16 protein-coding genes and 1 pseudogene are annotated in these 22,281 nt (G+C 73.6%); 11 read left to right on the forward strand and 6 right to left on the reverse strand.

Annotated features, from left to right (window positions below; translation table 11 throughout):
• Positions 1–7: 7 nt before the first annotated feature.
• The 6 genes and pseudogenes from ABWK59_RS27175 to ABWK59_RS27200 form a co-directional block, all read left to right on the forward strand.
• Positions 8–898: pseudogene (locus ABWK59_RS27175) on the forward strand (2-hydroxy-3-oxopropionate reductase); the annotation flags it as partial.
• A 370-nt stretch (positions 899–1,268) separates the two neighbouring features.
• Positions 1,269–2,411 (forward strand): glycerate kinase, encoded by a 1,143-nt coding sequence (locus ABWK59_RS27180; protein ID WP_354643266.1) that lies wholly within the window; start codon positions 1,269–1,271, stop codon positions 2,409–2,411.
• Between the two features lie 143 nt (positions 2,412–2,554).
• A complete protein-coding gene (gene allB, locus ABWK59_RS27185) occupies positions 2,555–3,919 on the forward strand; it encodes an allantoinase AllB (RefSeq protein WP_354643267.1) in 1,365 nt (454 codons plus the stop codon).
• Positions 3,920–3,933: 14 nt separating this feature from the next.
• Positions 3,934–5,199: an allantoicase gene (gene alc / locus ABWK59_RS27190; RefSeq protein ID WP_354643268.1), complete on the forward strand. Its 1,266-nt coding sequence runs from the start codon at positions 3,934–3,936 to the stop codon at positions 5,197–5,199.
• 47 nt (positions 5,200–5,246) lie between these two features.
• Positions 5,247–6,707 (forward strand): catalase, encoded by a 1,461-nt coding sequence (locus ABWK59_RS27195; protein ID WP_354643269.1) that lies wholly within the window; start codon positions 5,247–5,249, stop codon positions 6,705–6,707.
• A gap of 339 nt (positions 6,708–7,046) precedes the next feature.
• Positions 7,047–7,826, forward strand: a complete 780-nt coding sequence (locus tag ABWK59_RS27200; protein ID WP_354643270.1) for an IclR family transcriptional regulator — start codon at positions 7,047–7,049, stop codon at positions 7,824–7,826.
• 49 nt (positions 7,827–7,875) lie between these two features.
• Here ABWK59_RS27200 and ABWK59_RS27205 read toward each other — a convergent pair whose 3' ends face one another.
• Positions 7,876–8,535 carry a pyridoxine/pyridoxamine 5'-phosphate oxidase gene (locus tag ABWK59_RS27205; RefSeq protein WP_354643271.1) on the reverse strand — a complete coding sequence of 220 codons (660 nt, stop codon included), beginning with the start codon at positions 8,533–8,535 and terminating at the stop codon, positions 7,876–7,878.
• A gap of 174 nt (positions 8,536–8,709) precedes the next feature.
• On the opposite strand from ABWK59_RS27205, the gene ABWK59_RS27210 reads away from it, so the two are divergent.
• The 4 genes from ABWK59_RS27210 (at position 8,710) to ABWK59_RS27225 (ending at position 13,452) form a co-directional block, all read left to right on the forward strand.
• The gene (locus tag ABWK59_RS27210; RefSeq protein WP_354643272.1) at positions 8,710–9,603 is read left to right on the forward strand and encodes a metal-dependent hydrolase; all 894 of its coding nucleotides are present in this window, start codon (positions 8,710–8,712) and stop codon (positions 9,601–9,603) included.
• Positions 9,604–9,797: 194 nt separating this feature from the next.
• Positions 9,798–10,883, forward strand: a complete 1,086-nt coding sequence (locus tag ABWK59_RS27215) for a PDR/VanB family oxidoreductase (RefSeq protein ID WP_354643273.1) — start codon at positions 9,798–9,800, stop codon at positions 10,881–10,883.
• 2 nt (positions 10,884–10,885) lie between these two features.
• On the forward strand, positions 10,886–11,728 hold the full coding sequence (locus ABWK59_RS27220; RefSeq protein WP_354643274.1) for a M24 family metallopeptidase: 843 nt from the start codon (positions 10,886–10,888) through the stop codon (positions 11,726–11,728).
• Positions 11,725–13,452 (forward strand): SDR family oxidoreductase, encoded by a 1,728-nt coding sequence (locus ABWK59_RS27225; RefSeq protein WP_354643275.1) that lies wholly within the window; start codon positions 11,725–11,727, stop codon positions 13,450–13,452. Before ABWK59_RS27220 ends, ABWK59_RS27225 begins: the two co-directional genes overlap by 4 nt.
• A 74-nt stretch (positions 13,453–13,526) precedes the next feature.
• Here the strand turns inward: ABWK59_RS27225 and ABWK59_RS27230 are convergent, their stop codons facing one another.
• From ABWK59_RS27230 to ABWK59_RS27250, 5 genes are all read right to left on the reverse strand, one after another.
• Positions 13,527–14,705, reverse strand: coding sequence for an XdhC family protein (locus tag ABWK59_RS27230; protein ID WP_354643276.1), 1,179 nt, complete (start codon positions 14,703–14,705; stop codon positions 13,527–13,529).
• Positions 14,706–14,793: 88 nt separating this feature from the next.
• Positions 14,794–16,275: an NCS2 family permease gene (locus ABWK59_RS27235; RefSeq protein ID WP_354643277.1), complete on the reverse strand. Its 1,482-nt coding sequence runs from the start codon at positions 16,273–16,275 to the stop codon at positions 14,794–14,796.
• Positions 16,276–16,519: 244 nt separating this feature from the next.
• Positions 16,520–18,883, reverse strand: a complete 2,364-nt coding sequence (gene pucD, locus ABWK59_RS27240) for a xanthine dehydrogenase subunit D (protein WP_354643278.1) — start codon at positions 18,881–18,883, stop codon at positions 16,520–16,522.
• On the reverse strand, positions 18,880–19,368 hold the full coding sequence (locus tag ABWK59_RS27245) for a (2Fe-2S)-binding protein (protein ID WP_354643279.1): 489 nt from the start codon (positions 19,366–19,368) through the stop codon (positions 18,880–18,882). The genes pucD and ABWK59_RS27245 overlap by 4 nt, the downstream gene beginning before the upstream one ends.
• Complete coding sequence (locus tag ABWK59_RS27250) at positions 19,365–20,252, reverse strand: FAD binding domain-containing protein (RefSeq protein ID WP_354643280.1); 888 nt, start codon at positions 20,250–20,252, stop codon at positions 19,365–19,367. The genes ABWK59_RS27245 and ABWK59_RS27250 overlap by 4 nt, the downstream gene beginning before the upstream one ends.
• 421 nt (positions 20,253–20,673) lie before the next feature.
• Between ABWK59_RS27250 and ABWK59_RS27255 the strand changes: the two genes are divergently transcribed.
• The gene (locus tag ABWK59_RS27255) at positions 20,674–22,263 is read left to right on the forward strand and encodes a PucR family transcriptional regulator (RefSeq protein ID WP_354643281.1); all 1,590 of its coding nucleotides are present in this window, start codon (positions 20,674–20,676) and stop codon (positions 22,261–22,263) included.
• Positions 22,264–22,281 lie beyond the last annotated feature (18 nt).

Here is a 22,281-nt window from a genome sequence, read left to right on the forward strand (position 1 = left end):
ACGCGACGCGATGAGCCGCAAGATCGCCTTCATCGGCCTCGGCATCATGGGCAGCCCGATGGCCGCCAACCTGGTCAAGGCCGGCCACCACGTCACCGGGTACAACCTGACCCAGCCGCAGATCGACGCCCTGGTCGCCGCCGGCGGCCACGGTGCCACCAGCATCGCCGACGCGGTGAAGGACGCCGAGGTCGTCATCACCATGGTCCCGGCCGACCCGCACGTCGAGCAGGTCATCCTCGGCGAGGGCGGCGTGCTGGAGAACGCCCAGCCGGGCACCCTCGTGATCGACATGTCCTCGATCACCCCGCAGACCTCCATCAAGGTCGAGGCCGCGGCCAAGGAGCGGGGCGTGCGCACCCTGGACGCCCCGGTCTCCGGCGGCGAGGCCGGCGCGGTCGAGGCCGTCCTGTCGATCATGGTCGGCGGCGCGGCCGAGGACTTCGCCGAGGCGAAGCCGCTGTTCGACGCCCTGGGCACCACGGTCATCCACGTCGGCCCGGCCGGCGCCGGCCAGACCGTCAAGGCCGCCAACCAGCTGATCGTGGCCGTCAACATCCAGGTCCTGGCCGAGGCCGTGGTCTTCCTGGAGAACGCCGGCGTCGACCTGCAGGCCGCGCTGGACGTGCTCGGCGGCGGCCTGGCCGGCTCCACCGTGCTCAACCGCAAGAAGGCCAACATGCTGAACCGCGAGTTCGCTCCCGGCTTCCGCATCGACCTCCACCACAAGGACATGGGCATCGTCACCGACGCGGCCCGCGCCGTGGGCGCCGCCCTCCCGGTGGGTGCCGTGGTGGCCCAGCTGGTGGCCTCCGCCCGCGCCAACGGCGACGGCTCGCTCGACCACTCCGCCCTGCTGCGCGGCGTCGAGCGGCTCTCCGGCCGCGAGGTCGCGTAGTCCAGGGCCGGGGGCGGGGCCCTGACACCCACCGCCCCCGGCTCCTCCCACAAGCTCCTCCTGGTGGCGTGTACCTGTCCGGTCGTGCCCGCGTCACCAGGAGGCCAGAACCGGTCGGCGGGCGGGTTGGGGCTCACACGCCTCCTGCCGACCGTTCCAAAGCCGGCGGCGCGCCACCCTCCCGGGGGCACTTCGGTCGTGCCCGCGCGCTGCCCGGCCCCCTCCTCGCCGAGGGGAGCCTCTCGTACGTCGGAAGCGGGACGAGAGGAACGGCGGGGAGGGGGTCGCACCACCCCTCATCCGGGTACCCGGTACCCGACCGGCACCGACAGGCGCCCCCCGGATCCACCGCACTGGAAAGGCCACCGCCATGCCCGCCACCCCCGCGAAGGGCCACGTGGTCGTCGCCCCCGACAAGTTCAAGGGCACCCTGGAGGGCGCGCAGGTCGCCGCCCGGATCGCCGACGGCATCCGCCGTACCGCGCCCGGCGTCGAGGTCCGCGAACTCCCCGTCGCCGACGGCGGCGAGGGCACCCTGGCCGCCGCCCTGGCGGCCGGCTTCCGGCGCGTCCCGGTGAAGGTGGCCGGCCCGACCGGCCTCCCGGTGGACGCGGCGATCGCCGTCAGGGACGACACCGCCGTGGTCGAGCTGGCCCAGTCCTCCGGACTCGCCCGGCTCCCCGGCGGCCGTACCGCGCCGCTGGCGGCCGGCTCCTTCGGGGTCGGCCAGCTGATCGGCAAGGCGGTGGCGCTCGGCGTGAAGCGGGTGGTCCTGGGCCTGGGCGGCAGCGCCTGCACCGACGGCGGCGCCGGCATGGTCCAGGCGCTCGGGGTGGGCCTGTACGACGCGGAGGGCGCGGAGCTCGCCCCCGGCGGCGCCGCGCTGCGCAAGCTGTCCCGGATCGACCTCGGCCCGCTGGCCGGCGCACTGGCCGGGGTGGAGGTCGTGGTCGCCTGCGACGTCGACAACCCCCTGCTCGGGCCGCGCGGCGCCACCGCCGTGTACGGCCCGCAGAAGGGTGCGGACGGCGACGACCTGGCGGTCCTGGAGGAAGGCCTGACCCGGTGGGCGGACACCGTCCGCGCCGCCGTCGGCCGGGACTTCCGCGACGCCCCCGGCGCCGGGGCGGCAGGAGGGGTCGGCTTCGCCGCCCTGGCCCTGCTCGGCGCCACCATGCGGCCCGGTATCGAGTTGCTGCTCGAACTGCTGGGCTTCGACGAGGCTGTGCGTGGGGCGCGCCTCGTCGTCACCGGTGAGGGTTGCCTGGACGCGCAGACGCTCCACGGCAAGGCCCCCGCCGGCGTCGCCGCGGCGGCCACCCGGGCGGGGGTTCGGGTGGCCGCTGTGGCAGGACGGCTCGAACTGTCGGAGCGCGAGTGGCGGGCCGCGGGGTTCGCCGCCGCCCTCGCGCTCACCGACCTGGCCGAGCAGCCTGGAGACAGCATGACCAAGGCGGCGGAGCTGGCGGAGGTCGCGGGGGAGCGGCTGGCGGCCGAGCTGCTGAGGTCCTGACTCGTAGTTTCCTACATTGACGTTTTGTTGAAGGCGACCCTAGGCTCCCGATCGATCCCGTCACCGTCGGCGGCCTCGACCTCAACTGCCGTGCGCGCCATCGGCGGAGCACCCCACTCGTCCACCCGGTTCGGAGGTCCCAGATGTCCCGCAGCGAGACGACGCCCCGCACGACGGTGATCCGCTCCCGCCGTGTCGTCCTGCCGGACGGCGAGCGCCCCGCTGACGTCCTGGTCCAGGGCGGCCGGATCGAGCAGGTCGCCGCGTACGGCGCACTGCTGGCCGGGGACGCGCACCTGACCGACCTGGGCGACACCGTGCTGCTGCCCGGCCTGGTCGACACCCACGTGCACGTCAACGAGCCGGGCCGGACCGAGTGGGAGGGTTTCGCCACCGCCACCCGGGCCGCCGCGGCGGGCGGCGTGACCACGATCATCGACATGCCGCTGAACTCCGTCCCGCCCACCACCACGGTGGCCGGGCTGGAGGCCAAGCGGAAGACCGCCGAGGGCCAGGCCTGGGTGGACCTCGGGTTCTGGGGCGGCGCCGTCCCCGGCAACGCCGGCGACCTGGAGCCGCTGCACCGGGCCGGCGTGTTCGGCTTCAAGAGCTTCCTGGCGCCCTCCGGCGTGGACGAGTTCCCGCACCTGGCCACCCGGGAGGACCTGGAGACCGCGCTCGCCGAGCAGGCCCGGATCGGCGCGCTGGCCATCATCCACGCCGAGGACCCGGCGGTGCTGGACGCCGCCCCGCAGCGGCCCGGCGTGCACTACCGCGACTTCCTGGCCTCCCGTCCCGACGACGCCGAGGCCGCCGCCGTGGCCCGGCTGCTGGACACGGCCCGCCGGACCGGCGCCCGGGTGCACATCCTGCACGTCTCCTCCGCCGCCGTGCTGCCGCTGCTGCGGCAGGCCCGCGCGGACGGGGTGCGGGTGACCGCCGAGACCTGCCCGCACTACCTCACCCTCGCCGCCGAGGAGGTGCCGGACGGCGACACCGCCTTCAAGTGCTGCCCGCCGATCCGCGACGAGTCCAACCGCGACCTGCTCTGGGCCGCGCTGGCCGAGGGCGAGTTCATCGCGGTGGTCTCCGACCACTCGCCGTCCACCCCGGACCTCAAGCTGCTGCGGCACCACGGCGGCAGCGGCGACTTCGCGGCCGCCTGGGGCGGCATCGCCTCGCTGCAGCTGGGCCTGCCGGCGATCTGGACCGAGGCCCGCCGCCGCGGCCACACCCTCGTGGACGTGGTGCGCTGGATGGCGAGCGGCCCGGCCTCGCTGGTCGGCCTCACCGGTACCAAGGGCGCCATCGCCCCCGGGTACGACGCCGACCTGGTCGCCTTCGACCCGGACGCCGAGTTCCGGGTGCACGCCGAGGAACTCCACCACCGCAACCCCGTCACCCCGTACGCCGGCCGGACCCTGACCGGCGTCGTCCGCACCACCTGGCTCCGCGGCCGGGTGGTGGACGTGGCCGGCGAGCCGACCGGCCGCCAGATCACCCGCTAGCCAAGGAGCCTGAGTTGAGTACCGAAGAGACCCCGAGCGCTCCGTTCACCGAGCTGGTCGACCTGGCCTCGCGCCTGCTGGGCGCGGGCATCGTCGGCACCAACGAGGACACCTTCGCCGACGCGGAGAACCTGCTGGTCGCCAAGCCGGCGGAGTTCCGGCCGCACACCTTCGGCCACAAGGGCCAGATCATGGACGGCTGGGAGTCCCGGCGCCGCCGCGGCACCTCCGCCGAGACGCCCCACCCCACCGACGAGGACCACGACTGGGCGATCGTCCGGCTCGGCGTCGCCGGCGTGATCCGCGGGGTGATCGTGGACACCGCCCACTTCACCGGCAACTACCCGGAGAGCGCCTCCGTCCAGGCCGCCTCCGTGCCCGGCCATCCCTCGCCCGCCGAGGTGGAGGCCGCCGAGTGGGTCGACCTGGTGCCGCGGACCCCGCTCAGGGGCGACACCGCCCACGCGTTCGAGGTCGCCGACGGGACCCGGTACACCCACGTCCGGCTGAACATATTCCCCGACGGCGGTGTGGCCCGGCTCCGGGTGCACGGCGAGGTCAGGACCGACCCGCGCGAGCTGGACGGCCTCACCTTCGACCTGGCCGCCCAGGAGTACGGCGGCGTCGCCGAGGCCGCCTCGGACCGCTACTTCTCCTCCCCGCACAACCTGAACGCTCCCGGTCGCGCCTCCGTCATGGGCGAGGGCTGGGAGACCCGTCGGCGGCGCGACAAGGCCAACGACTGGGTACAGATCGCCCTGGCCGGGGGCGGCGAGGTCCTGGCCGCCGAGGTGGACACCACCCACTTCGTCGCCAACGCCCCCGGCTGGGCCGACCTGGTCGGGTACGACGCCTCCGCGGGCGGCGACCCGTCCACCGACACCGAGGGCTGGTTCCCGATCCTGCCCCGCACCCGGCTGCAGCCCGACACCCGGCACCGCCTCCGGCTGGACGCGGGCCGCCCGGTCACCCACGTCCGGATCAACGTGTACCCGGACGGCGGCCTGGCCCGGCTGCGGCTGACCGGCCGGCTCACCGAGGACGGCCGCGCCTCCCTCGCCCTGCGCTGGTTCGACTCCGTCCCGGCCGCCGAGGCCGAGGCCGCCCTCGTCGGCGCCGGCCTGAGCGCGGCGGAGGCCGCCGCGCTCACCGCCGCCCGTCCGCTCGCGGACGCCGCCGCGGCCACCACCGCCGTCGCCGCCCTCCAGCCGGCCGACGGCCCCGACGGCGAGCACACCTCCCGCCGCCGCTCCGCCGTCTGGCGCCTGCTCGGCATCTGATCGACCGAGCGCACCGTCAGGGATTAACCACACGCATAAGGACCCCCATGCCCAAGAACCTCACCACCGAGTCCGGCGCGCCCGTCGCCGACAACCAGAACTCCGCCTCGGCCGGCGAGTACGGCCCGCTGCTGATCCAGGACCAGCAGCTGCTGGAGAAGCTGGCCCGCTTCAACCGCGAGCGCATCCCGGAGCGCGTCGTCCACGCCCGCGGCTCCGGTGCCTACGGCTACTTCGAGGTCACCGACGAGGTCTCGCAGTACACTCGGGCCGACTTCCTCGCCGAGGTCGGCAAGCGGACCGAGGTCTTCCTGCGCTTCTCCACCGTGGCAGGCGCCCTGGGCTCCAGCGACGCGGTGCGCGACCCGCGCGGCTTCGCGCTGAAGTTCTACACCGCCGAGGGCAACTACGACCTGGTCGGCAACAACACCCCGGTGTTCTTCATCAAGGACCCGATCAAGTTCCCCGACTTCATCCACTCCCAGAAGCGCGACCCGTACACCGGCGTGCAGGAGGCGGACAACGTCTGGGACTTCTGGGCCCACTCGCCGGCCTCCACCCACCAGATCACCTGGCTGTTCGGCGACCGCGGCATCCCGGCGTCCTACCGCCACATGAACGGCTACGGCTCGCACACCTACCAGTGGGTCAACGCCGAGGGCGACGCGTACTGGGTGAAGTACCACTTCAAGACCAACCAGGGCGTCCGCTCGCTGGACGGCGAGCAGTCCGCCGAGGTGCTCGGCGCCGACGCCGACTCGCACCAGCGCGACCTGCACCAGGCCATCGAGCGCGGTGTGTTCCCGTCCTGGACGCTGTACGTCCAGCTGATGCCGGTCGCCGAGGCGGCGGACTACCGCTTCAACCCGTTCGACCTGACCAAGGTGTGGCCGCACGCCGACTACCCGCTGGTCAAGGTCGGCCGCCTGGTGCTGAACCGGAACCCGGAGAACGTGTTCGCCGAGGTCGAGCAGGCCGCCTTCTCGCCGAACAACTTCGTCCCCGGCATCGGCCCGTCCCCGGACAAGATGCTCCAGGGCCGCCTGTTCGCCTACGCGGACGCCCAGCGCTACCGCCTCGGCGTCAACCACACCCAGCTGCCGGTGAACGCCCCGCGCGCCACCGAGGCCGCCAACTACGGCCAGGACGGCTTCAACGCCGTCAGCCGCAACGGCCGCGGCAAGAACTACGAGCCCAACTCGTACGACGGCCCGCGCCAGACCGACGAGGCCCTGGCCGTCGCGGTCGCGGTGTCCGGCCACACCGGCACGTACACCACCCCGGCGCACACCAAGGACGACGACTTCTTCCAGGCCGGAGAGCTGTACCGGCTGATGTCCGAGGGCGAGAAGTCCCGCCTGATCGCCAACCTGGCGGGCTTCCTCGCCCAGGTCACCCGCGACGACGTCGTGGAGCGGAACCTCGCCCACTTCCACGCGGCCGACGAGGAGTACGGCGCCCGCCTGGAGGCCGCCGTCGCCGCACTCCGCGCCGGCGACGACGCCTGACAGACCCACCCTCACCGGTCACCGGGGCCCGCACCCCGGGTGACCCGCACGGGCCCTTCCCCTCGGGCAGTGGGGAAGGGCCCGTCCGTCTTCTCCGGGAGCGGGCCCGGTGGTCCGTTCCGGGCCGCCCGCGGTTGACCGTTGCGGGCCGTGCGTGCCGTGCGGGGGCGTCCGTTGCGGGTCGGTCGGGATCGTCCGCCGGTGCGGCATATGCCAGTCAAGGGGGTAGCCCCTACCTGGACGGATATCGGCAGACCCGCCCGTGCGCGGACCCGGCCGTGGTTAGGCTGAACGAGGCCGTGCGGCGGGGGCCGCGCGCCGCGAGGGAGGGGTGATGCCATGTCGGCACCGAGCCGGGGCCACCAGGCCGTCCGGGGCGAGGGCGGGCCGAGCCCGTACGGCGTCCTGCGCCGCGCGCTGAGGGTCCTGGAGGCCGTCGACCGCCGCCCCGGCGGCGCCACCTCCGCCGAGCTGGCCCGCGAACTCACCCTGCCCGAGCCGGCGTTGGTCAGGCTGGCCGAGGAGCTGGAGGTCGAGGGGTACCTGATGCGGATGGAGGGCGTCTGGGTGCTCGGCGGCACCTTCGCCCTGCTGGGCCAGGACAACCGGGAGCAGACCGTCCGGGCCCGGCTGCAGGTCAAGCTGGCCGATCTGAGGGACGAGCTGGGCGCCGCCGTCTACTTCAGCCGGTACCACGACGGCGAACTCACCGTGGAGGCCGTCTCCGCCGCCGACCACGCCCCCGCCGTCCACGAGTGGGTGGACTTCCGGGCCACCGCCCACGCCAGCGCGATCGGCAAGTGCCTGCTCGGCCAGCTCGACCACGACGGCCGCCGCGACCACCTCGCCCGGTACCCGGTGGCCCGGCTCACCTCGCGCACCATCACCGACCCGGACCAGCTGATGCACCGGCTGGAGCGGCAGCCCGCCACCGTCCCGGTGCTGGACCTCCAGGAGTACGCCCTGGACACCGTCTGCGCGGCCGTCCCGGTGACCGCCGGCAACACGGTCGGCTGCCTGGCCACCTCGATGCCGGCGGGCAACCTGCACCGGCTGCGGGCCGCCGCCGAACTGCTCTCCGCGCGGGCGGCGCCGCTGATGCTCGCGATGGCGGTCTGAGCCCGGGGCTCGCCAAGGGTGCGCCCCGGGCCGTCGGGGATCGGGGCTCTCAGGGCCAGAGCAGGGTGCGGTCCCAGCGGCCCGGGCCGGTACGGGTGTAGCGGAGCCGGACGTGCCGGCGGCCCGGGTCGCCCTGCCAGAACTCCACCGACCGGGCCCGCAGGGTGTACACGGTGTGCCCCTGGGCGGCCGGTTCCGGCTCGGCGGACAGCCGGGCCAGCGCCGCCTCGAACGCCGCGTCGTACTCCGCGGGGGAGTCGAGCGGCTCGCTCTGCCGCCCGACCAGCGAGGCCGCCGCGGCGCCGGGGGAGCGGGTCAGGAACCGGGGTGCCGGGGCGGACTCCACCGTGCCGCGGATCCGTACCTGGCGGCCGAGCGCCGGCCAGTACACCGTCATCGCCGCCTCCGGACGCGCCGCCAGCTGACGGCCCTTCGGGCTGTCCGCCTCGGCCCAGAACACCCAGCCCGCCCCGGGGACGTCCACGTCCCGCAGCACCAGCACCCGGGCGTCCGGCAGCCCGTCCGCGTCCACCGTCGACAGGGTCACCACCTGCGCGTCCGGCACACCGGCCGCCAGCGCCCCGGTCAGCCATGCCGTGAACAGCCCGGCCGGCTCGTCCGGCGCCCGCTCGGCGTCGAAGCCCGGCAGCTCCCGGGCCATCGGTGGATGCGCGATCAACATCTCCACCAGCCCGCCGTCCGCAGCCACCCGTCAACTCCCGCCCTCACCCGTCCCGGCCGTGTCGCCCGTCCTGCCCTCAGCCTAGCGAGGCGGCTTATTAGACTCGATGTCGATAAGAACCGCCGAAACCCTTGTCGGCCCCTCTACCCGCGAGTAGGTTGCCCACAAGCCCTCGCCGCCCGCAGGTCAGGAGGCACCCCCATGCCCCGCTCCACCCCGCCCGCCACCGTCCACGACAGCCTGGTCCTGGAACCGCGGGACGTCCGGTTCGACTGGTCCGCACTCCCGCTGCACTGGATCCCCGACGAGCCGATGGCCACCCACACCATCAACGTGCTCCACCTGCTGCTCCCCGAGGGCGAGCGGTGGTTCGTCAAGGTCTTCAAGGACGCCCTCCCGCTGATCACGGACGAGCAACTCCGCGAGGAGGTCCTCGGGTTCATCGGCCAGGAGGCCATCCACGCCGAGGCCCACCAGGAGGTCCTCGACCACCTGCTCGGCCAGGGCCTCGACCCACGGCCGTACGTCCGGCAGATCAGCTGGCTCTTCCACCGCGTCCTCGGCGACAAGCCCGGCCTGACGCCCGCCCAGCGCCGCGAGAACACCATCGAACGGGTCGCCTTCGTCGCGGCGATCGAGCACTTCACCGCCTTCCTCGGCAACTGGGCCCTCAACTCCCCGGGGCTGGACCGCGCCAAGGCCGACCCCACCATGCTCGACCTGCTGCGCTGGCACGGCGCGGAGGAGGTGGAACACCGCAGCGTGGCGTACGACCTGATGGTGCACCTGGACCCGGGGTACCTGCGGAGGGTCCGGGGGATGGCCGTCTCGGGGCCGCTGCTGGTGCACCTGTGGGTGCGCGGCGCCCGCTTCATGCTCGCCGCCGACCCCACCCTGGACGGCCGGATCCGGCCCACCTGGCGGGAGGCCCGGCTGATCGCCCGCCGCGGGCTGCTCCCCGACCCGGGCCGGGCCGTCCGCTCGGCGCTCCGCTACTTCCGCCCCGGCTACCACCCCACCCAGGAGGGCTCCTCCAGCCAGGCCCTCGCCTACCTCGCCACCTCCCCGGCCGCCCGCGCTGCGGCCACCCACTGAGCCCGGGGCAACTCTGCCGAGTGGCGCACCACCCAGGGGCGCGTGGGGGTACCTCCCGGCCGAAGACTGCGGGAGAACTGCGCGAAACGGGAGGATCCGGCCCGCGCCTTCCGCCTCGCGCAGTTCCCCGCGCCCCTGGGTAACCGGTTGCCCTTGGTTGCCCCCTCGACCCCTTCGTTTCCGGAGCCGCACGGATGGACCTCACCACCCCGCCCCCCGACCTGTACGGCCGCCCGCGGCCCGACCGCTTCTTCCAGCGCCTCACCGCGTTCGGCGACCGGTACAGCCCCGCCCTGGGCCGCCCCGGTCTGCGCCGCAGCCCCCGACGCCCGCAGGCCCGCCCGATCCCCCCGCTCGTCCTCGCCGTGGCGTCCCGCCGGACGGTGGCCGAGGACGTCGTCGAGCTCCGCCTCGTCGACCCGGCCGGCGACGTGCTGCCGCCGTGGCAGCCGGGCGCCCGGCTCCGGGTCACCCTCCCCTCGGGCCGGGCCCGCCACTACTCGCTGTGCGGCGACCCCGCAGACCGCCGCGCGTACACGGTCGCCGTCCGCCGGATCGCCGACGGCGGCGGTGGTTCGGCGGAGGTCCACGACGCGGTGCACGAGGGCACCCGTCTGACGGTCCGCCGCCCGCGCAACGGCTTCGCGTTCTGCGGCGAGCCGGCCGTGCTCTTCCTGGCCGGCGGCATCGGGATCACCCCGCTGCTGCCGATGGTCCGCGAGGCCCACCGTTCGGGGGTGGACTGGCGGCTGGTGCACACCGGCCGTACGGCCGGCTCGCTGCCGTACGGGGACGAGCTGCGCGCCCTGGACCCGGACCGCGTGGAGGTGCTGACGGACGACCGGACCGGCACCCCCGACGCCGCCGACCTGCTCGCCCGCGCACCCCGGGGCGCCGCGGTGTACGTCTGCGGCCCCGCGTCGATGCTGGCCGCCGTGCAGCGGGCGCTGGACGCCTCGCCGGCCCGCTCGCTGCACTTCGAGCGGTTCGGCGCCGCCCCCGTCACCGACGGCGAGCCGTTCACCGTCCGGCTCGGCACGGGCGGCCCCGAACTGGCCGTGCCCGCCGACCGCTCGCTGCTGGACGTGGTCCGCGAGGTGCGCCCCGACCTGCCGTACTCCTGCCACCAGGGCTTCTGCGGCACCTGCGAGGTCCGGCTGACGGCCGGCACCCCCGACCACCGCGACCGCCGGCTGACCGACGCCCAGCGCGCCGCCGGCGCCCTGCTCCCCTGCGTCTCGCGCGCCGCCGCGGGCGAGACCCTCGTCCTGGAGGTGTGACCGTGGGTGCCCAGCCCGCCTTCCCGTACGACGACCGCGACCTGGACCGGTTCCGGGAGACCCAGCAGCTGGCCTACCACTGCGCCGAGCAGGTGGCCGCCTGGATCGAGCCGGGTGTGACCGAGCGCCAGGCCACCGCGAAGCTGCGCCACTGCCTGGTCCGGGCGGGGGTGCAGGACTTCTTCCACGTCCCGTTCGCCTGGTTCGGGGACCGCACCGCGTTCCGGCACTTCCACACCCCGCTGCAGTTCTTCGCCGGCGGCCGCCGGCTGGAGGAGGGCATGCCGTACGTACTGGACTGCGCGCCCGTGGTGGACGGCTACACCGCCGACATCGGCTACGGCGGCAAGGTGGGCGACAACCCGGTCTGGGACCTGCTCGCCCGCGACCTCAAGGTCTACCGCGACCTGATCCTCGCCGAGGTGCGGGCCCGCAGGCCGCTGAACCAGGTGTACGCGGCGGTGGACGCCCAGCTCGCCGTGCACGGCTACGACAACCGGCACCAGGTCTACCCGGGCCGGGTGATCGGTCACCAGGTGACCCGGACCACCGCCCGGGGGCCGGCGGGCGTCAACCTCTTCGGCTTCGGGGTGCGTACACTCCAGACGCTCGGCCGCGAGCTGATCAGCGAACGCCTGCACGGCCGCTCCCCGCTCTGGGCGGACGGCCGGTCCTCCCGGCACGCGCCCACCCCGGGGCTGTGGGCGGTGGAGCCGCACATCGGATTCCGCGACGTGGGCATCAAGTTCGAGGAGCTCCTCGTGGTGACCGAGGACGACGCGTACTGGCTCGACGACGACCTGCCGCACGTGCGGCGCTGGACCGCCCTGGAGGAGACCGTATGACGACCGGCCAGATCCGCCACCGCACCGTCCACTCCGCCGGACTGCCGCTGGCCGTCTACGAACAGGGCGACCCGTCCCACCCCACCGTGATCCTGGTGCACGGCTACCCCGACACCCACGCCGTCTGGGACGACGTCGCCGCCGACCTGGCCGCCGACCACCACGTGGTGCGGTACGACGTCCGCGGCGCCGGCGCCTCGGGCGTCCCCGCCGCGCGGGAGGAGTACCGGCTGGAGCGGCTCGGCGCGGACCTGTTCGCGGTGGCCGACGCGGTCAGCCCCGAGGAGCCGGTGCACGTGGTGGCGCACGACTGGGGTTCGGTGCAGTCCTGGGAGGCGGTCACCGAGCCCGGCGCGCACCACCGGATCGCCTCGTACACCACGATGTCCGGGCCCTGCCTGGACCACATGGGCCACTGGATCCGGCACCGGATGCGCCGCCCCACCCCCCGCCACCTGCGCCAGCTGCTGGTCCAGGGCCTGCACTCCTGGTACATCACCGCCTTCCACCTGCCCTACCTGGCCCCCGCCACCTGGCGGCTGTGGCTGGCCCGGGCGTGGCCGCGGGTGCTGCGCGACCTGGAGGCGGTCACCCCGCGCCCCGGGCACCCGCAGGCCACCCTGCGGCAGGACGCGGTGCGCGGCATCGAGCTGTACCGGGCCAACATGCGCCCCACCGTGCGCAACCCGCGCGAGCGGCACACCGAGGTCCCGGTCCAGCTGATCACGCTGCGGCGGGACCACTACGTCGCCGAGTTCCTCTCCGAGGGCCTGGAGCGCTGGGTGCCGCGGCTGACCCGGCGCGCGGTGGACGCCACCCACTGGTCGGCGCTGCTGGAGAAGGGACACGTGGTGGCCGGGATGGTCCGCGAGTTCGCCGCCAAGGTCGCCGCCGGCCACGAGCACACCCCCGACGACGACGGCCGGCTGGTCGTGGTCACCGGCGGCGGCAGCGGCATCGGCCGGGCCACTGCCCTCGCCTTCGCCGCGGAGGGCGCCCGCGTGGTGGTCTGCGACCTGGACCTCGCCTCGGCCGAACGCACCGCCGAACTCTGCGCCCTCAGCGGCCCCGGCGCCGCCGCGTACCGGGTGGACGTCAGCGACGGCGCGGCGGTGGACGCCTTCGCGCAGCGGGTCGCGGCCGAGCACGGGGTACCGGACGTGGTCGTCAACAACGCCGGCGTCGGGCACTCGGGGACGTTCCTGCAGACCACCGAGAAGGAGTGGCAGCGGGTCCTCGACGTCAACCTCTGGGGCGTCATCCACGGCTGCCGCGCCTTCGGCACCCTGATGGTCGAGCGCGGCGAGGGCGGCCACATCGTCAACCTCGCCTCGGCGGCGGCCTACCTGCCGTCCAAGGTGCTCGCCGCGTACGCCACCAGCAAGGCGGCCGTCTTCATGCTCTCCGACTGCCTGCGGGCCGAGCTGGCCCCGCACCGGATCGGCGTCTCCACCATCTGCCCGGGCATCGTGGACACCAACATCACCCGCACCTCCACCTTCTCCGGCCTCAGCGGGGAGGAACTGGCCGCGAAGCAGAGCAAGGTCTCCAGGATGTACGCGCGGCGCGGCTTCCCGCCGCAGAAGGTGGCCGCCGAGATCGTCAAGGCGGTCCGCACCGGCAAGCCGGTCGTCCCCGTCACCGTGGAGTCCAAGGCCGCCCGCCTCCTCGGCCGCATCAGCCCGGCCCTCCTCCGCCGCGCCGCCCAGATCAACGCGGGCTAGCGAACGCAACCGGGCAACCTCAGGGACGTGGGGCAACCGGGCAACCACCAGGGGCTTCCCTCAGCGTTCACCTGTCAGGCCGCGTGGGGTTCCGCCGTGGGCGGGTCCTCGGGGCGGGCGAGGTCGTGGTGGATCGGGCCGTCGCCTGCGGAGAGCGGCAGGCAGCTGCCGCCGCGGCGGTGGGCGACGATCTCGGCGGCCACCGAGACGGCGGTCTCCTCCGGGGTGCGGGCGCCGAGGTCCAGCCCGATCGGGGACCGCAGCCGGCCGATCTCGGCCTCGGTCAGTCCGACGTCCCGCAGCCGGGCGTTCCGGTCCCGGTGGGTCTTGCGCGAGCCCATCGCCCCGACGTACCCGACCGGCAGCCGCAGGGCCCGCTCCAGCAGCGGGATGTCGAACTTGGCGTCGTGCGTGAGCACGCACAGCACGGTCCGCCCGTCGATCCGCTCCAGCTGGGAGTCCAGGTAGCGGTGCGGCCAGTCGACCACCACCTCGTCGGCGTCCGGGAAGCGCCGCCGGGTGGCGAAGACGGGACGGGCGTCGCAGACGGTCACGTGGTAGCCGAGGAACTTGCCGATCCGGACCACGGCGGCCGCGAAGTCGATGGCGCCGAACACCAGCATCCGCGGCGCGGGCACGTAGGACTCGACGAAGAAGGCGACGGTGCCCTGCTCGTTCTCGTCACAGGGACGTCCGTCCAGGCCGAGGACGACCCGGCCGGTGCGGCCGGCGTCCAGCATGGCCCGGGCCTCGGCGACGGCGGCGCGCTCCAGGGCGCCCACGGTGGTGGGGGCGGGGGAGAGCGAGCCGTGGTGGGTGTCGGCGGTGACGGCGACGGTGGCGCCGAGCAGTCCGGCCGGCCCGTCGATCACCCGGGCGAGGGCGACGGGGGTGCCGGAGGCGATGTAGGCGATGCCGGCGTCCAGGCCGGGGTCGGCGCCGGGGACGACCGGCTGGACGAAGACGTCCAGGATCCCGCCGCAGGTCAGACCGACCGCGAAGGCGTCCTCGTCGCTGTAGCCGAAGCGCTCGAGGATCGGTTCACCGGAGGCGATGGCGGCCTGGCAGAGCTCGTACACGGCGCCCTCGACGCAGCCGCCGGAGACCGATCCGATCGCCTCGCCGTCCGCGTCGACGGCCAGCGCCGCCCCCGGGTCGCGCGGCGCGCTGCCGGAGACCCCGACGACCGTGGCCACGGCGAAGGAGCGCCCGGACGCGTGCCAGGCGTGCAGCTGCTCGGCGATGTCCTGCATGTCGGTGCTCCTTGTCAACCAGTGTGCGGGATACGGAGGTGCCGCGGTACGGGAGGCGGGCCCCCGTACCGCGGCGGATGGTGCGTTCCTAGTGCACGCCCAGCCAGGCCTTGACCGGCGTGAGGGCGAAGTAGACCAGGAAGACCCCGGTCAGCACCCACATCAGCGGCCCGGGCTCGCGCCACTTGCCGCGGCCGGCCTTGATCGCGCAGTAGGTGATCACACCGGCGGCCACACCGGCGGTGATGCTGTAGGTGAACGGCATCAGGACGCAGGTGAGGAAGGCCGGGATGGCGACCTCGCGGTCGGCCCAGTCGATGTGCCGGGCCTGGCTCATCATCATCGAGCCGATGACCACCAGGGCGGCCGAGGCGACCTGGACCGGGACCATGCCGGCGATCGGGGTGAAGAACAGCATCAGGGCGAAGAAGCCGCCGGTGACCACCGAGGCGAGACCCGTACGGGCGCCCTCGCCGACGCCGGTGGCGGACTCGACGAAGACGGTCTGGCCGGAGGCGCCGGCGACGCCGCCGATCGCACCGCCCGCGCCGTCCACGAACAGCGCCTTGCTCAGACCGGGCATCCGGCCCTGCTTGTCGGCCAGCCCGGCCTCGGTGCCGACGCCGATGATGGTGGCCATCGCGTCGAAGAAGCCGGCCAGGACCAGGGTGAACACGGCCACCGAGGCGCTGATCGCGCCCATGCCCTGGGAGGTGAAGGCACCGAAGAGGTCGACGTGGCCGAAGAGGCCGAAGTCGGGGGAGTCCACCGGGCTGCCCGGCCACTTGGGCACCTGCAGACCCCAGACCTCGTCGTTGATGTTGGCGACGGCGGTGAGGATGAAGGAGAGCGCGGTGCCGCCGGCGAGGCCGATCAGGATCGCGCCGCGGACGTTGCGGGTCAGCAGGATGAAGATGGTCAGCAGCGTGCCGCAGAAGATCAGCACCGGCCAGCCGGCCAGCTCGCCGGTGGGGCCGAGGGACAGCAGCGGGCCCTTGCCCTGGTGGACGAACCCGGCCTTGTTGAGGCCGATCAGGGCGATGAACAGACCGATGCCGATGGTGATCGCGTGCTTGATCGGCAGGGGGATGCCGTTCATGATCTTCTCGCGGAGTCCGGAGACCACCAGCAGGACGATCAGCAGGCCGTAGATCACGCACAGGCCCATGGCCTGCGGCCAGGTGGTGTGCGGGACGACGATCGCGGAGATCGCCCCCGAGACGGAGAGGCCGGCGGCGGCCGCCAGCGGGACGTTGCCGACCACGCCCAGCAGGATCGTGGTGACGGCGGCGGCCAGGGCGGTGGCGGTGGTGAGCGCCGCGTGGTCGAGATGGAGGCCGTTGACGTCCGGGCCACCCAGGAGGATCGGGTTGAGCAGGATGATGTAGGCCATCGCCATGAAGGTGGTGAGGCCACCGCGGAGCTCGTTGCCGAAGGTGGAGCCTCGGGCGGAGATCTTGAAGTAGGCGTCCAGCGCGTTCTTCGGCGGTATCGCCGGCGACGGGGTGAGGGGCTCGTCGACGACGGGTGTTTCTTCGGTGGTGCCGGGCTCCGTGGGGATCCGGGTCATGTCCACTCCCAAGTGTCAAAGGGGGTTGGGGTGGGCGAGCCGACCTGAGTGCCAGTCATGGAGGAGGCGCAGGGGGACGATTCGACTCACTGGGTGCACCTGTGGGGGTGCCTTGGCGGGTGGTGCGCGGTGCCGCCGAGCCCCGGCGTGGGATGGGCGGACCGCTGGTACGGACTTTCGTGGTGGGTGGTGCGTCCCCCGGGGCGGCGGGGAAGACTGGTCGCCGCCCCGGGGGAGGTCTGGGTCAGAGCGTGCCGGTGATGTGCTCGGGCCGGACCGGGATCCGGTTGAGCGCGAGACCGGTCGCCTGGCGGATCGCCGCGACGATCGACGGGGTGGCCGAGACGGTGGGGGCCTCGCCCACGCCGCGCAGACCGTACGGGGCGTGGGGGTCCGGGAGCTCCAGGATCTCCACCGGGATCGGCGGGGTGTCCAGGATGGTGGGGATCAGGTAGTCGGTGAAGGACGCGTTGCGCACCTTCCCGTCCTTGACGATGATCTCCTCCATCACGGCCAGGCCGAGGGCCTGGGTGCAGCCGCCCTGGATCTGGCCGACCACCGACAGCGGGTTGAGCGCCTTGCCCACGTCCTGGACGGCGGTCAGCTCGACCACCTTGACCAGGCCGAGGTCCACGTCCACGTCGACCACCGCGCGGTTGGCGCAGAAGGTGTACTGGACGTGGCCGAAGCCCTGCCCGGTCTCCTTGTCGAACGGCTGGGTCGGCCGGTGGTGGTGCTCGCGGGTGAGGTCGATGGCCTGGTCGCCGAGCAGGTCGACGATGGGGACCAGCACCCCGGCGGACTCGGAGACCACCTTGCCGCCGACCAGGCTGATGTCCTTCTGGGTCCAGCCGTACCGCCGGCGGCCCTTCTCGATCAGCGCCTGCTTGACCGCCTCGGCGGCGAGCTTCACCGCACCGCCGGTCATGTACGTCTGACGCGAGGCGGAGGTGGAGCCGGCCGAGCCGACCTCGGTGTTGGCCGGGTGGATGGTGACCTGCTCCACGCCGAGCTCGGTGCGGGCGATCTGGGCGTGCACGGTGACGCCGCCCTGGCCGACCTCGGCCATCGCGGTGTGCACCATGGCGACCGGCTCGCCGCCGATGACCTCCAGGCGGACCCGGGCGGTGGAGTAGTCGTCGAAGCCCTCGGAGAAGCCGACGTTCTTGATGCCGACCGAGTAGCCCACGCCGCGGACGATGCCCTCGCCGTGCGAGGTGTTGGACAGTGCGCCGGGCACGGCCCGGATGTCCAGGTCCTCGGTGTCCAGCGGCGGCGGCAGCGGCATGTCCTTGACCCGCTGCAGCAGCTCGGCGACCGGCGCCGGGGAGTCGATCCGCTGGCCGGTGGGCATGGAGTCGCCCTCGGCCATCGCGTTCAGCTGGCGGAGCTCGACCGGGTCCATGCCCAGCTTCTCGGCCAGCTTGTCCATCTGCGACTCGTAGCCGAAGGCGGCCTGCACCGCGCCGAAGCCGCGCATCGCGCCGCAGCTCGGGTTGTTGCTGTAGAGCGCGATGGCGTGCATCTTCACGTTCGGGATCACGTACGGGCCGTGGCCGAGCGAGGCGGCGTTGCCGACGACGGCCGGGGAGGCGGAGGCGTACGCGCCGCCGTCCAGCACGATCCGGCAGTCGGCGAAGACCAGCTTGCCGTCGCGGGTGGCGCCGTGCTCGTAGCGCATCTTCGCCGGATGGCGGTGCACATGGCCGTAGAAGGACTCGTCGCGGGCGTAGACGATCTTGACCGGCTTGCCGGTGTGCTGGGCCAGCAGGCAGGCGTGGATCTGCATGGAGATGTCCTCGCGGCCGCCGAACGCGCCGCCGACGCCGGCCAGGGTCAGGCGTACCTTCTCCTCCGGCAGCCCCAGCACGGGGGCCATCTGCTGGCGGTCCACGTGCAGCCACTGGGTGGCGATGTAGAGGTCGATGCCGCCGTCCTCGGCGGGCACGGCCAGGCCGGACTCCGGGCCGAGGAAGGCCTGGTCCTGCATGCCGACCTCGTACTCGCCGGAGACGATCACGTCGGCCATCGCCCGGACCTCGTCGGTCACCCCGAGGCCGGAGACCAGCCGCTGCTCATGGCAGATGTTGCCGTACCCGTGCGACTTGAACTCGTGCGGCTCGTGCACGTAGCCGTGGGTCTCCGGGTCGAGGCACTGCTCCTCGGTGACGATCGGGGTGAGCACCTCGTACTCGACCTTGATCTTCTTCACCGCACGGCGGGCCGTCTCCGGGTGGTCGGCGGCGACCAGGGCGATCGCCTCGCCGTGGTACCGGACCTTGTCGATCGCCAGCGCCGGCTGGTCCTGGATCTCCAGGCCGTAGTACTTGGAGCCGGGGATGTCCTGGTGGGTGAGGACCGCGTACACGCCCGGGACCTTCAGCGCCTCGGAGATGTCCACCCCGAGGATGTTGGCGCGGGGGTGCGGCGAGCGCAGCGCCATGCCCCAGAGCATGTCCTCGTGCCACATGTCGGAGGAGTACGCGAACTCGCCCTTGACCTTCAGGGTGCCGTCCGGGCGCAGCGGCGAGCCGCCGATGCCGTCCTTGGACGCCTGGTTGATGTTCTGCAGGTTCTTCTGACCCTGGATCGTGCGGGTGCTGCTCATTCCGACGCCCCCTTGCCGGCGCACTTGCGGGCGGAGGCGAGCCGCACCGCGTCCATGATCTTCTCGTAGCCCGTGCAGCGGCACAGGTTGCCCGACAGGGCCTCGCGGATGTCGTTGTCGCTCGGCTGGGCGTCCTGCTCCAGCAGGGCGTCGGTCTGCACCAGCAGGCCGGGGGTGCAGAAGCCGCACTGGACGGCGCCGGCGTCGATGAACGCCTGCTGGACCAGGCCCAGCTCGCCGTTCTCCTCGCTCAGGCCCTCGACGGTGCGGACCTCGCGGTCCTGCACCTGGCCGGCCGCGACCAGACAGGAACAGACCGGGGTGCCGTCCAGGTAGACCGTGCAGGAGCCGCACTCGCCCTGCTCGCAGGCGTTCTTCGAACCGGGCAGGCCCACCCGCTCGCGGAGCACGTACAGGAGGCTCTCGCCCTCCCAGACGTCGTCGGCCTCGACCGGCTTGCCGTTGGCGGTGAATGTCACCCTCATGCCGCGCTCCTGATCTGCTTGCTGTAGTCGTTCCACGTCCAGGTGAGCGTGCGGCGGGCCATCACGGCGAGCGCGTGCCGGCGGTACTCCGCCGTGCCCCGGACGTCGTCGATCGGGGAGGCGGCGGCCTTCACCAGCTCGCCGAACTGCTGGATCACCTCGGTGCCCAGCAGGCCACCGGACTCCCACAGGCCGCGCTCGGCGAGCACGCCCTGCAGGTACTCCTCGGCCTCCACGGCGCGGCGCGGCGTGGGGGCAGCCGAGCCGATACCGGTGCCGACCGTGCCGTTCTTCGGGTGCAGCGCGAAACCGAAGGCGCAGACCGCGATGACCATCGCGTTGCGGGTGCCGATCTTCGAGAACTGCTGCGGGCCGTCCGCCACCGGGATGTGCACGGCGCGGATCAGCTCGTCGGCCTCCAGGGAGTTGCGCTTCACGCCCACGTAGAACTCGTCGATGGGGATCATCCGGGTGCCGCGCACCGAGGCCGCCTCGACCAGGACGTCGCGTCCGGCGGCGAGCAGCGCGGGGTGCGAGTCGCCGGCGGGCGAGGCGGCGCCCAGGTTGCCGCCGACACCGCCGCGGTTGCGGATCTGCGGCGAACCGACGGTGTGCGCCGCCAGGGCGAGACCGGGCAGCGGCTCGGAGAGCTCGTCGATGATCCGGCTGTACGGCACCGAGGCACCGAGCTTCACGACCTCACCAGTGATCTCCCACTGGGCCAGCTCGGTGATGCGGTTCAGGTCGAGAATCGCGGATGGCCGGTGCACGTCGAAGTTCATCTCGACCATGACGTCCGTGCCGCCCGAGATCGGCAGCGCGGTCGGGTACTCAGCCTTCGCCGCGAGTGCCTCGTCCCAGGTAGCGGGCCGAAGGAACTCCATGCGGGTGTCTCCTCAAGTCGTCGCCAACCGGACATTGGGCACAGTGCCCGGTACCCGGTGTTCGGACCTTGCCACCGCCGCGTCGCCTTGGCGTTGTGTCCTGGTCACCGGGATGTGTCCGGCGGCGTGTGGCCAGTGAACCCCTGTGACGGGGCCCACTGGCAGTCACCGATGGCATGAAGCCCGCGCCGCGGTCCCGCCCGGCATCCTGTACGTTCCTCTAAGGAGGGCAATCGCCCAGCCCAAGCGGTTGCTGACCGCTCCCTTCGACCGTAATCCGGTCGTGATGGCGAAGCTACGGGCCCGTGACCACGGCACCCGTTGGGACGTAACACCGAGGTCGCCGACTGGGGCACACTGTGAGCCCCCACCCCACCACCCCCGACCCCCGATCCGATCGTCCAGACGAAGGAGCCCGCGGATGCGTGTCCGTGACCTGCTTGCCCCCGGCGCCCCGCAGCTGCGGCTGCTCGCCGGCGAGGACGAGCTCGACCGGCAGGTCAGCGGCGTGATGACCACGGACCTGCACGACCCGGGCCGCTACCTGCACGGCGGCGAGCTGGTGCTCACCGGCATGCTGTGGCGCACCGGACCGGCCGACTCCGAGCGCTTCGTGCGCACCATCGCCTCCGGCGGCGCGGTCGCCCTCGCCGCCGGCGAGGCCGAGGTCGGGCCCGTCCCCGAGGACCTGGTGGACGCCTGCCGCCGGCACCGGATGCCGCTGCTGGCCGTCCCCGACGACATCGCCTTCGGCACCGTCACCGAGTTCGTCGGCCGCCAGGTCTCCGCGGACCGCGCCGCCGACCTCGCCGCCCTGGTGGACCGCCACCGCCTGCTGGTCTCCGCGGCCGGCGGCGGCGGCCTGGACGCCGTGCTGGACCTGCTCGGCGGCGACCTCGACCTGGACTGCTGGGTGCTCACCCCCACCGGCCGGGTGGTGGCCGGACCGGCCGACCGGCTCACCGCCGAGGACCGCGACCAACTGGTCCGCGCCCACCTCGGCGCCCAGCGCCAGCGCCGCAGGCCCCCGCACCGCGCCCGCCTGCTGACGGGCTCGTACTCGCTGCTGCCCGCGCCCGCCGACCCGGAGGCGGAGTCCCCGCTGGCCGACTGGGTGCTCGCGGTCGCCGGCGACGTCACCGAGTGGACCGCCAAGCGCCAGCAGCTCGCCGAGAACCTGGCCCGCCTGGTCGCCGCCGAGCGGACCCGCCGGGACGAGGGCCGCCGGCTGCGCCGCCGGATCGCCGACGAGCTGCTGACCCTGCTTCAGCGCGACGCCGACCCGGCCGAGATCAGCCGCACCCTGCACGCCTCCTCGGCGATGGCCGCCAAGTACGAGGGCGCCCCCGCCCGGCCCACCGCCGCCGAGTGGCTGGTGCTCAGCGTGGACGCCACCGGCCTGCCCGACGGGGCGCTCCGGCCGATCCTGGAGGAGTCGCTCGCCGACGCCTCCGACCGCGCCCTGGTGGCGGCCCAGGGCGCGAGTGGCGCCGTGGTGGTGCTGCCGGTGCTGGACGCGCCGGTGCCCGCGGACGCGCTGCGCGAGCTGCTCGCCCCGCTGGAGGCCGGCCTCGGCTCCGAGGGCCGGATCACGGTCGGCGTCTGCGCCCCCGCCTCGGAGTCCGGCGGACTGCGCGGCGCCCTGGAGGAGGCCCGGCACGCCCGCCGGATCGCCGCCGCCCGGGTCGGCCGGGTCTGCGTGGCCGGGCCCGAGGAGCTCGCCTCGCACGTGCTGCTGCTCGCCGCCGTCCCGGACGAGGTCCGCCGGGCGTTCCGCAGCCGCCTGCTGGACCGGGTCATCGCCTACGACATCGAGCACCAGGCCGACCTGGTGCGCACCCTGGAGGCGTTCCTGCGCTCGGACGGCTCCTGGACCCGCTGCGCCGCCCAGCTGCACGTTCACGTCAACACGCTGCGGTACCGGATCGGCCGGATCGAGGAGCTGACGGGACGTGACCTGTCCCGGCTGGAGGACCGGGTCGACTTCTACCTGGCGCTGGAACTGGCCTGACGGCGCCCGACGCGCCCG

Origin of the sequence: Kitasatospora sp. HUAS MG31 (assembly GCF_040571325.1) — a bacterium.
GTDB lineage: Bacteria > Actinomycetota > Actinomycetes > Streptomycetales > Streptomycetaceae > Kitasatospora > Kitasatospora camelliae.

Coding starts and splice junctions, on each gene's coding strand:
- ABWK59_RS27180 (WP_354643266.1), top strand. CDS start 1,269: ATGCCCGCCACCCCCGCGAAGGGCCACGTGGTCGTCGCCCCCGACAAG.
- allB (WP_354643267.1), top strand. CDS start 2,555: ATGTCCCGCAGCGAGACGACGCCCCGCACGACGGTGATCCGCTCCCGC.
- ABWK59_RS27195 (WP_354643269.1), top strand. CDS start 5,247: ATGCCCAAGAACCTCACCACCGAGTCCGGCGCGCCCGTCGCCGACAAC.
- ABWK59_RS27200 (WP_354643270.1), top strand. CDS start 7,047: ATGTCGGCACCGAGCCGGGGCCACCAGGCCGTCCGGGGCGAGGGCGGG.
- ABWK59_RS27210 (WP_354643272.1), top strand. CDS start 8,710: ATGCCCCGCTCCACCCCGCCCGCCACCGTCCACGACAGCCTGGTCCTG.
- ABWK59_RS27215 (WP_354643273.1), top strand. CDS start 9,798: ATGGACCTCACCACCCCGCCCCCCGACCTGTACGGCCGCCCGCGGCCC.
- ABWK59_RS27225 (WP_354643275.1), top strand. CDS start 11,725: ATGACGACCGGCCAGATCCGCCACCGCACCGTCCACTCCGCCGGACTG.
- ABWK59_RS27230 (WP_354643276.1), bottom strand. CDS start 14,705: ATGCAGGACATCGCCGAGCAGCTGCACGCCTGGCACGCGTCCGGGCGC.
- ABWK59_RS27235 (WP_354643277.1), bottom strand. CDS start 16,275: ATGACCCGGATCCCCACGGAGCCCGGCACCACCGAAGAAACACCCGTC.
- pucD (WP_354643278.1), bottom strand. CDS start 18,883: ATGAGCAGCACCCGCACGATCCAGGGTCAGAAGAACCTGCAGAACATC.
- ABWK59_RS27245 (WP_354643279.1), bottom strand. CDS start 19,368: ATGAGGGTGACATTCACCGCCAACGGCAAGCCGGTCGAGGCCGACGAC.
- ABWK59_RS27250 (WP_354643280.1), bottom strand. CDS start 20,252: ATGGAGTTCCTTCGGCCCGCTACCTGGGACGAGGCACTCGCGGCGAAG.
- ABWK59_RS27255 (WP_354643281.1), top strand. CDS start 20,674: ATGCGTGTCCGTGACCTGCTTGCCCCCGGCGCCCCGCAGCTGCGGCTG.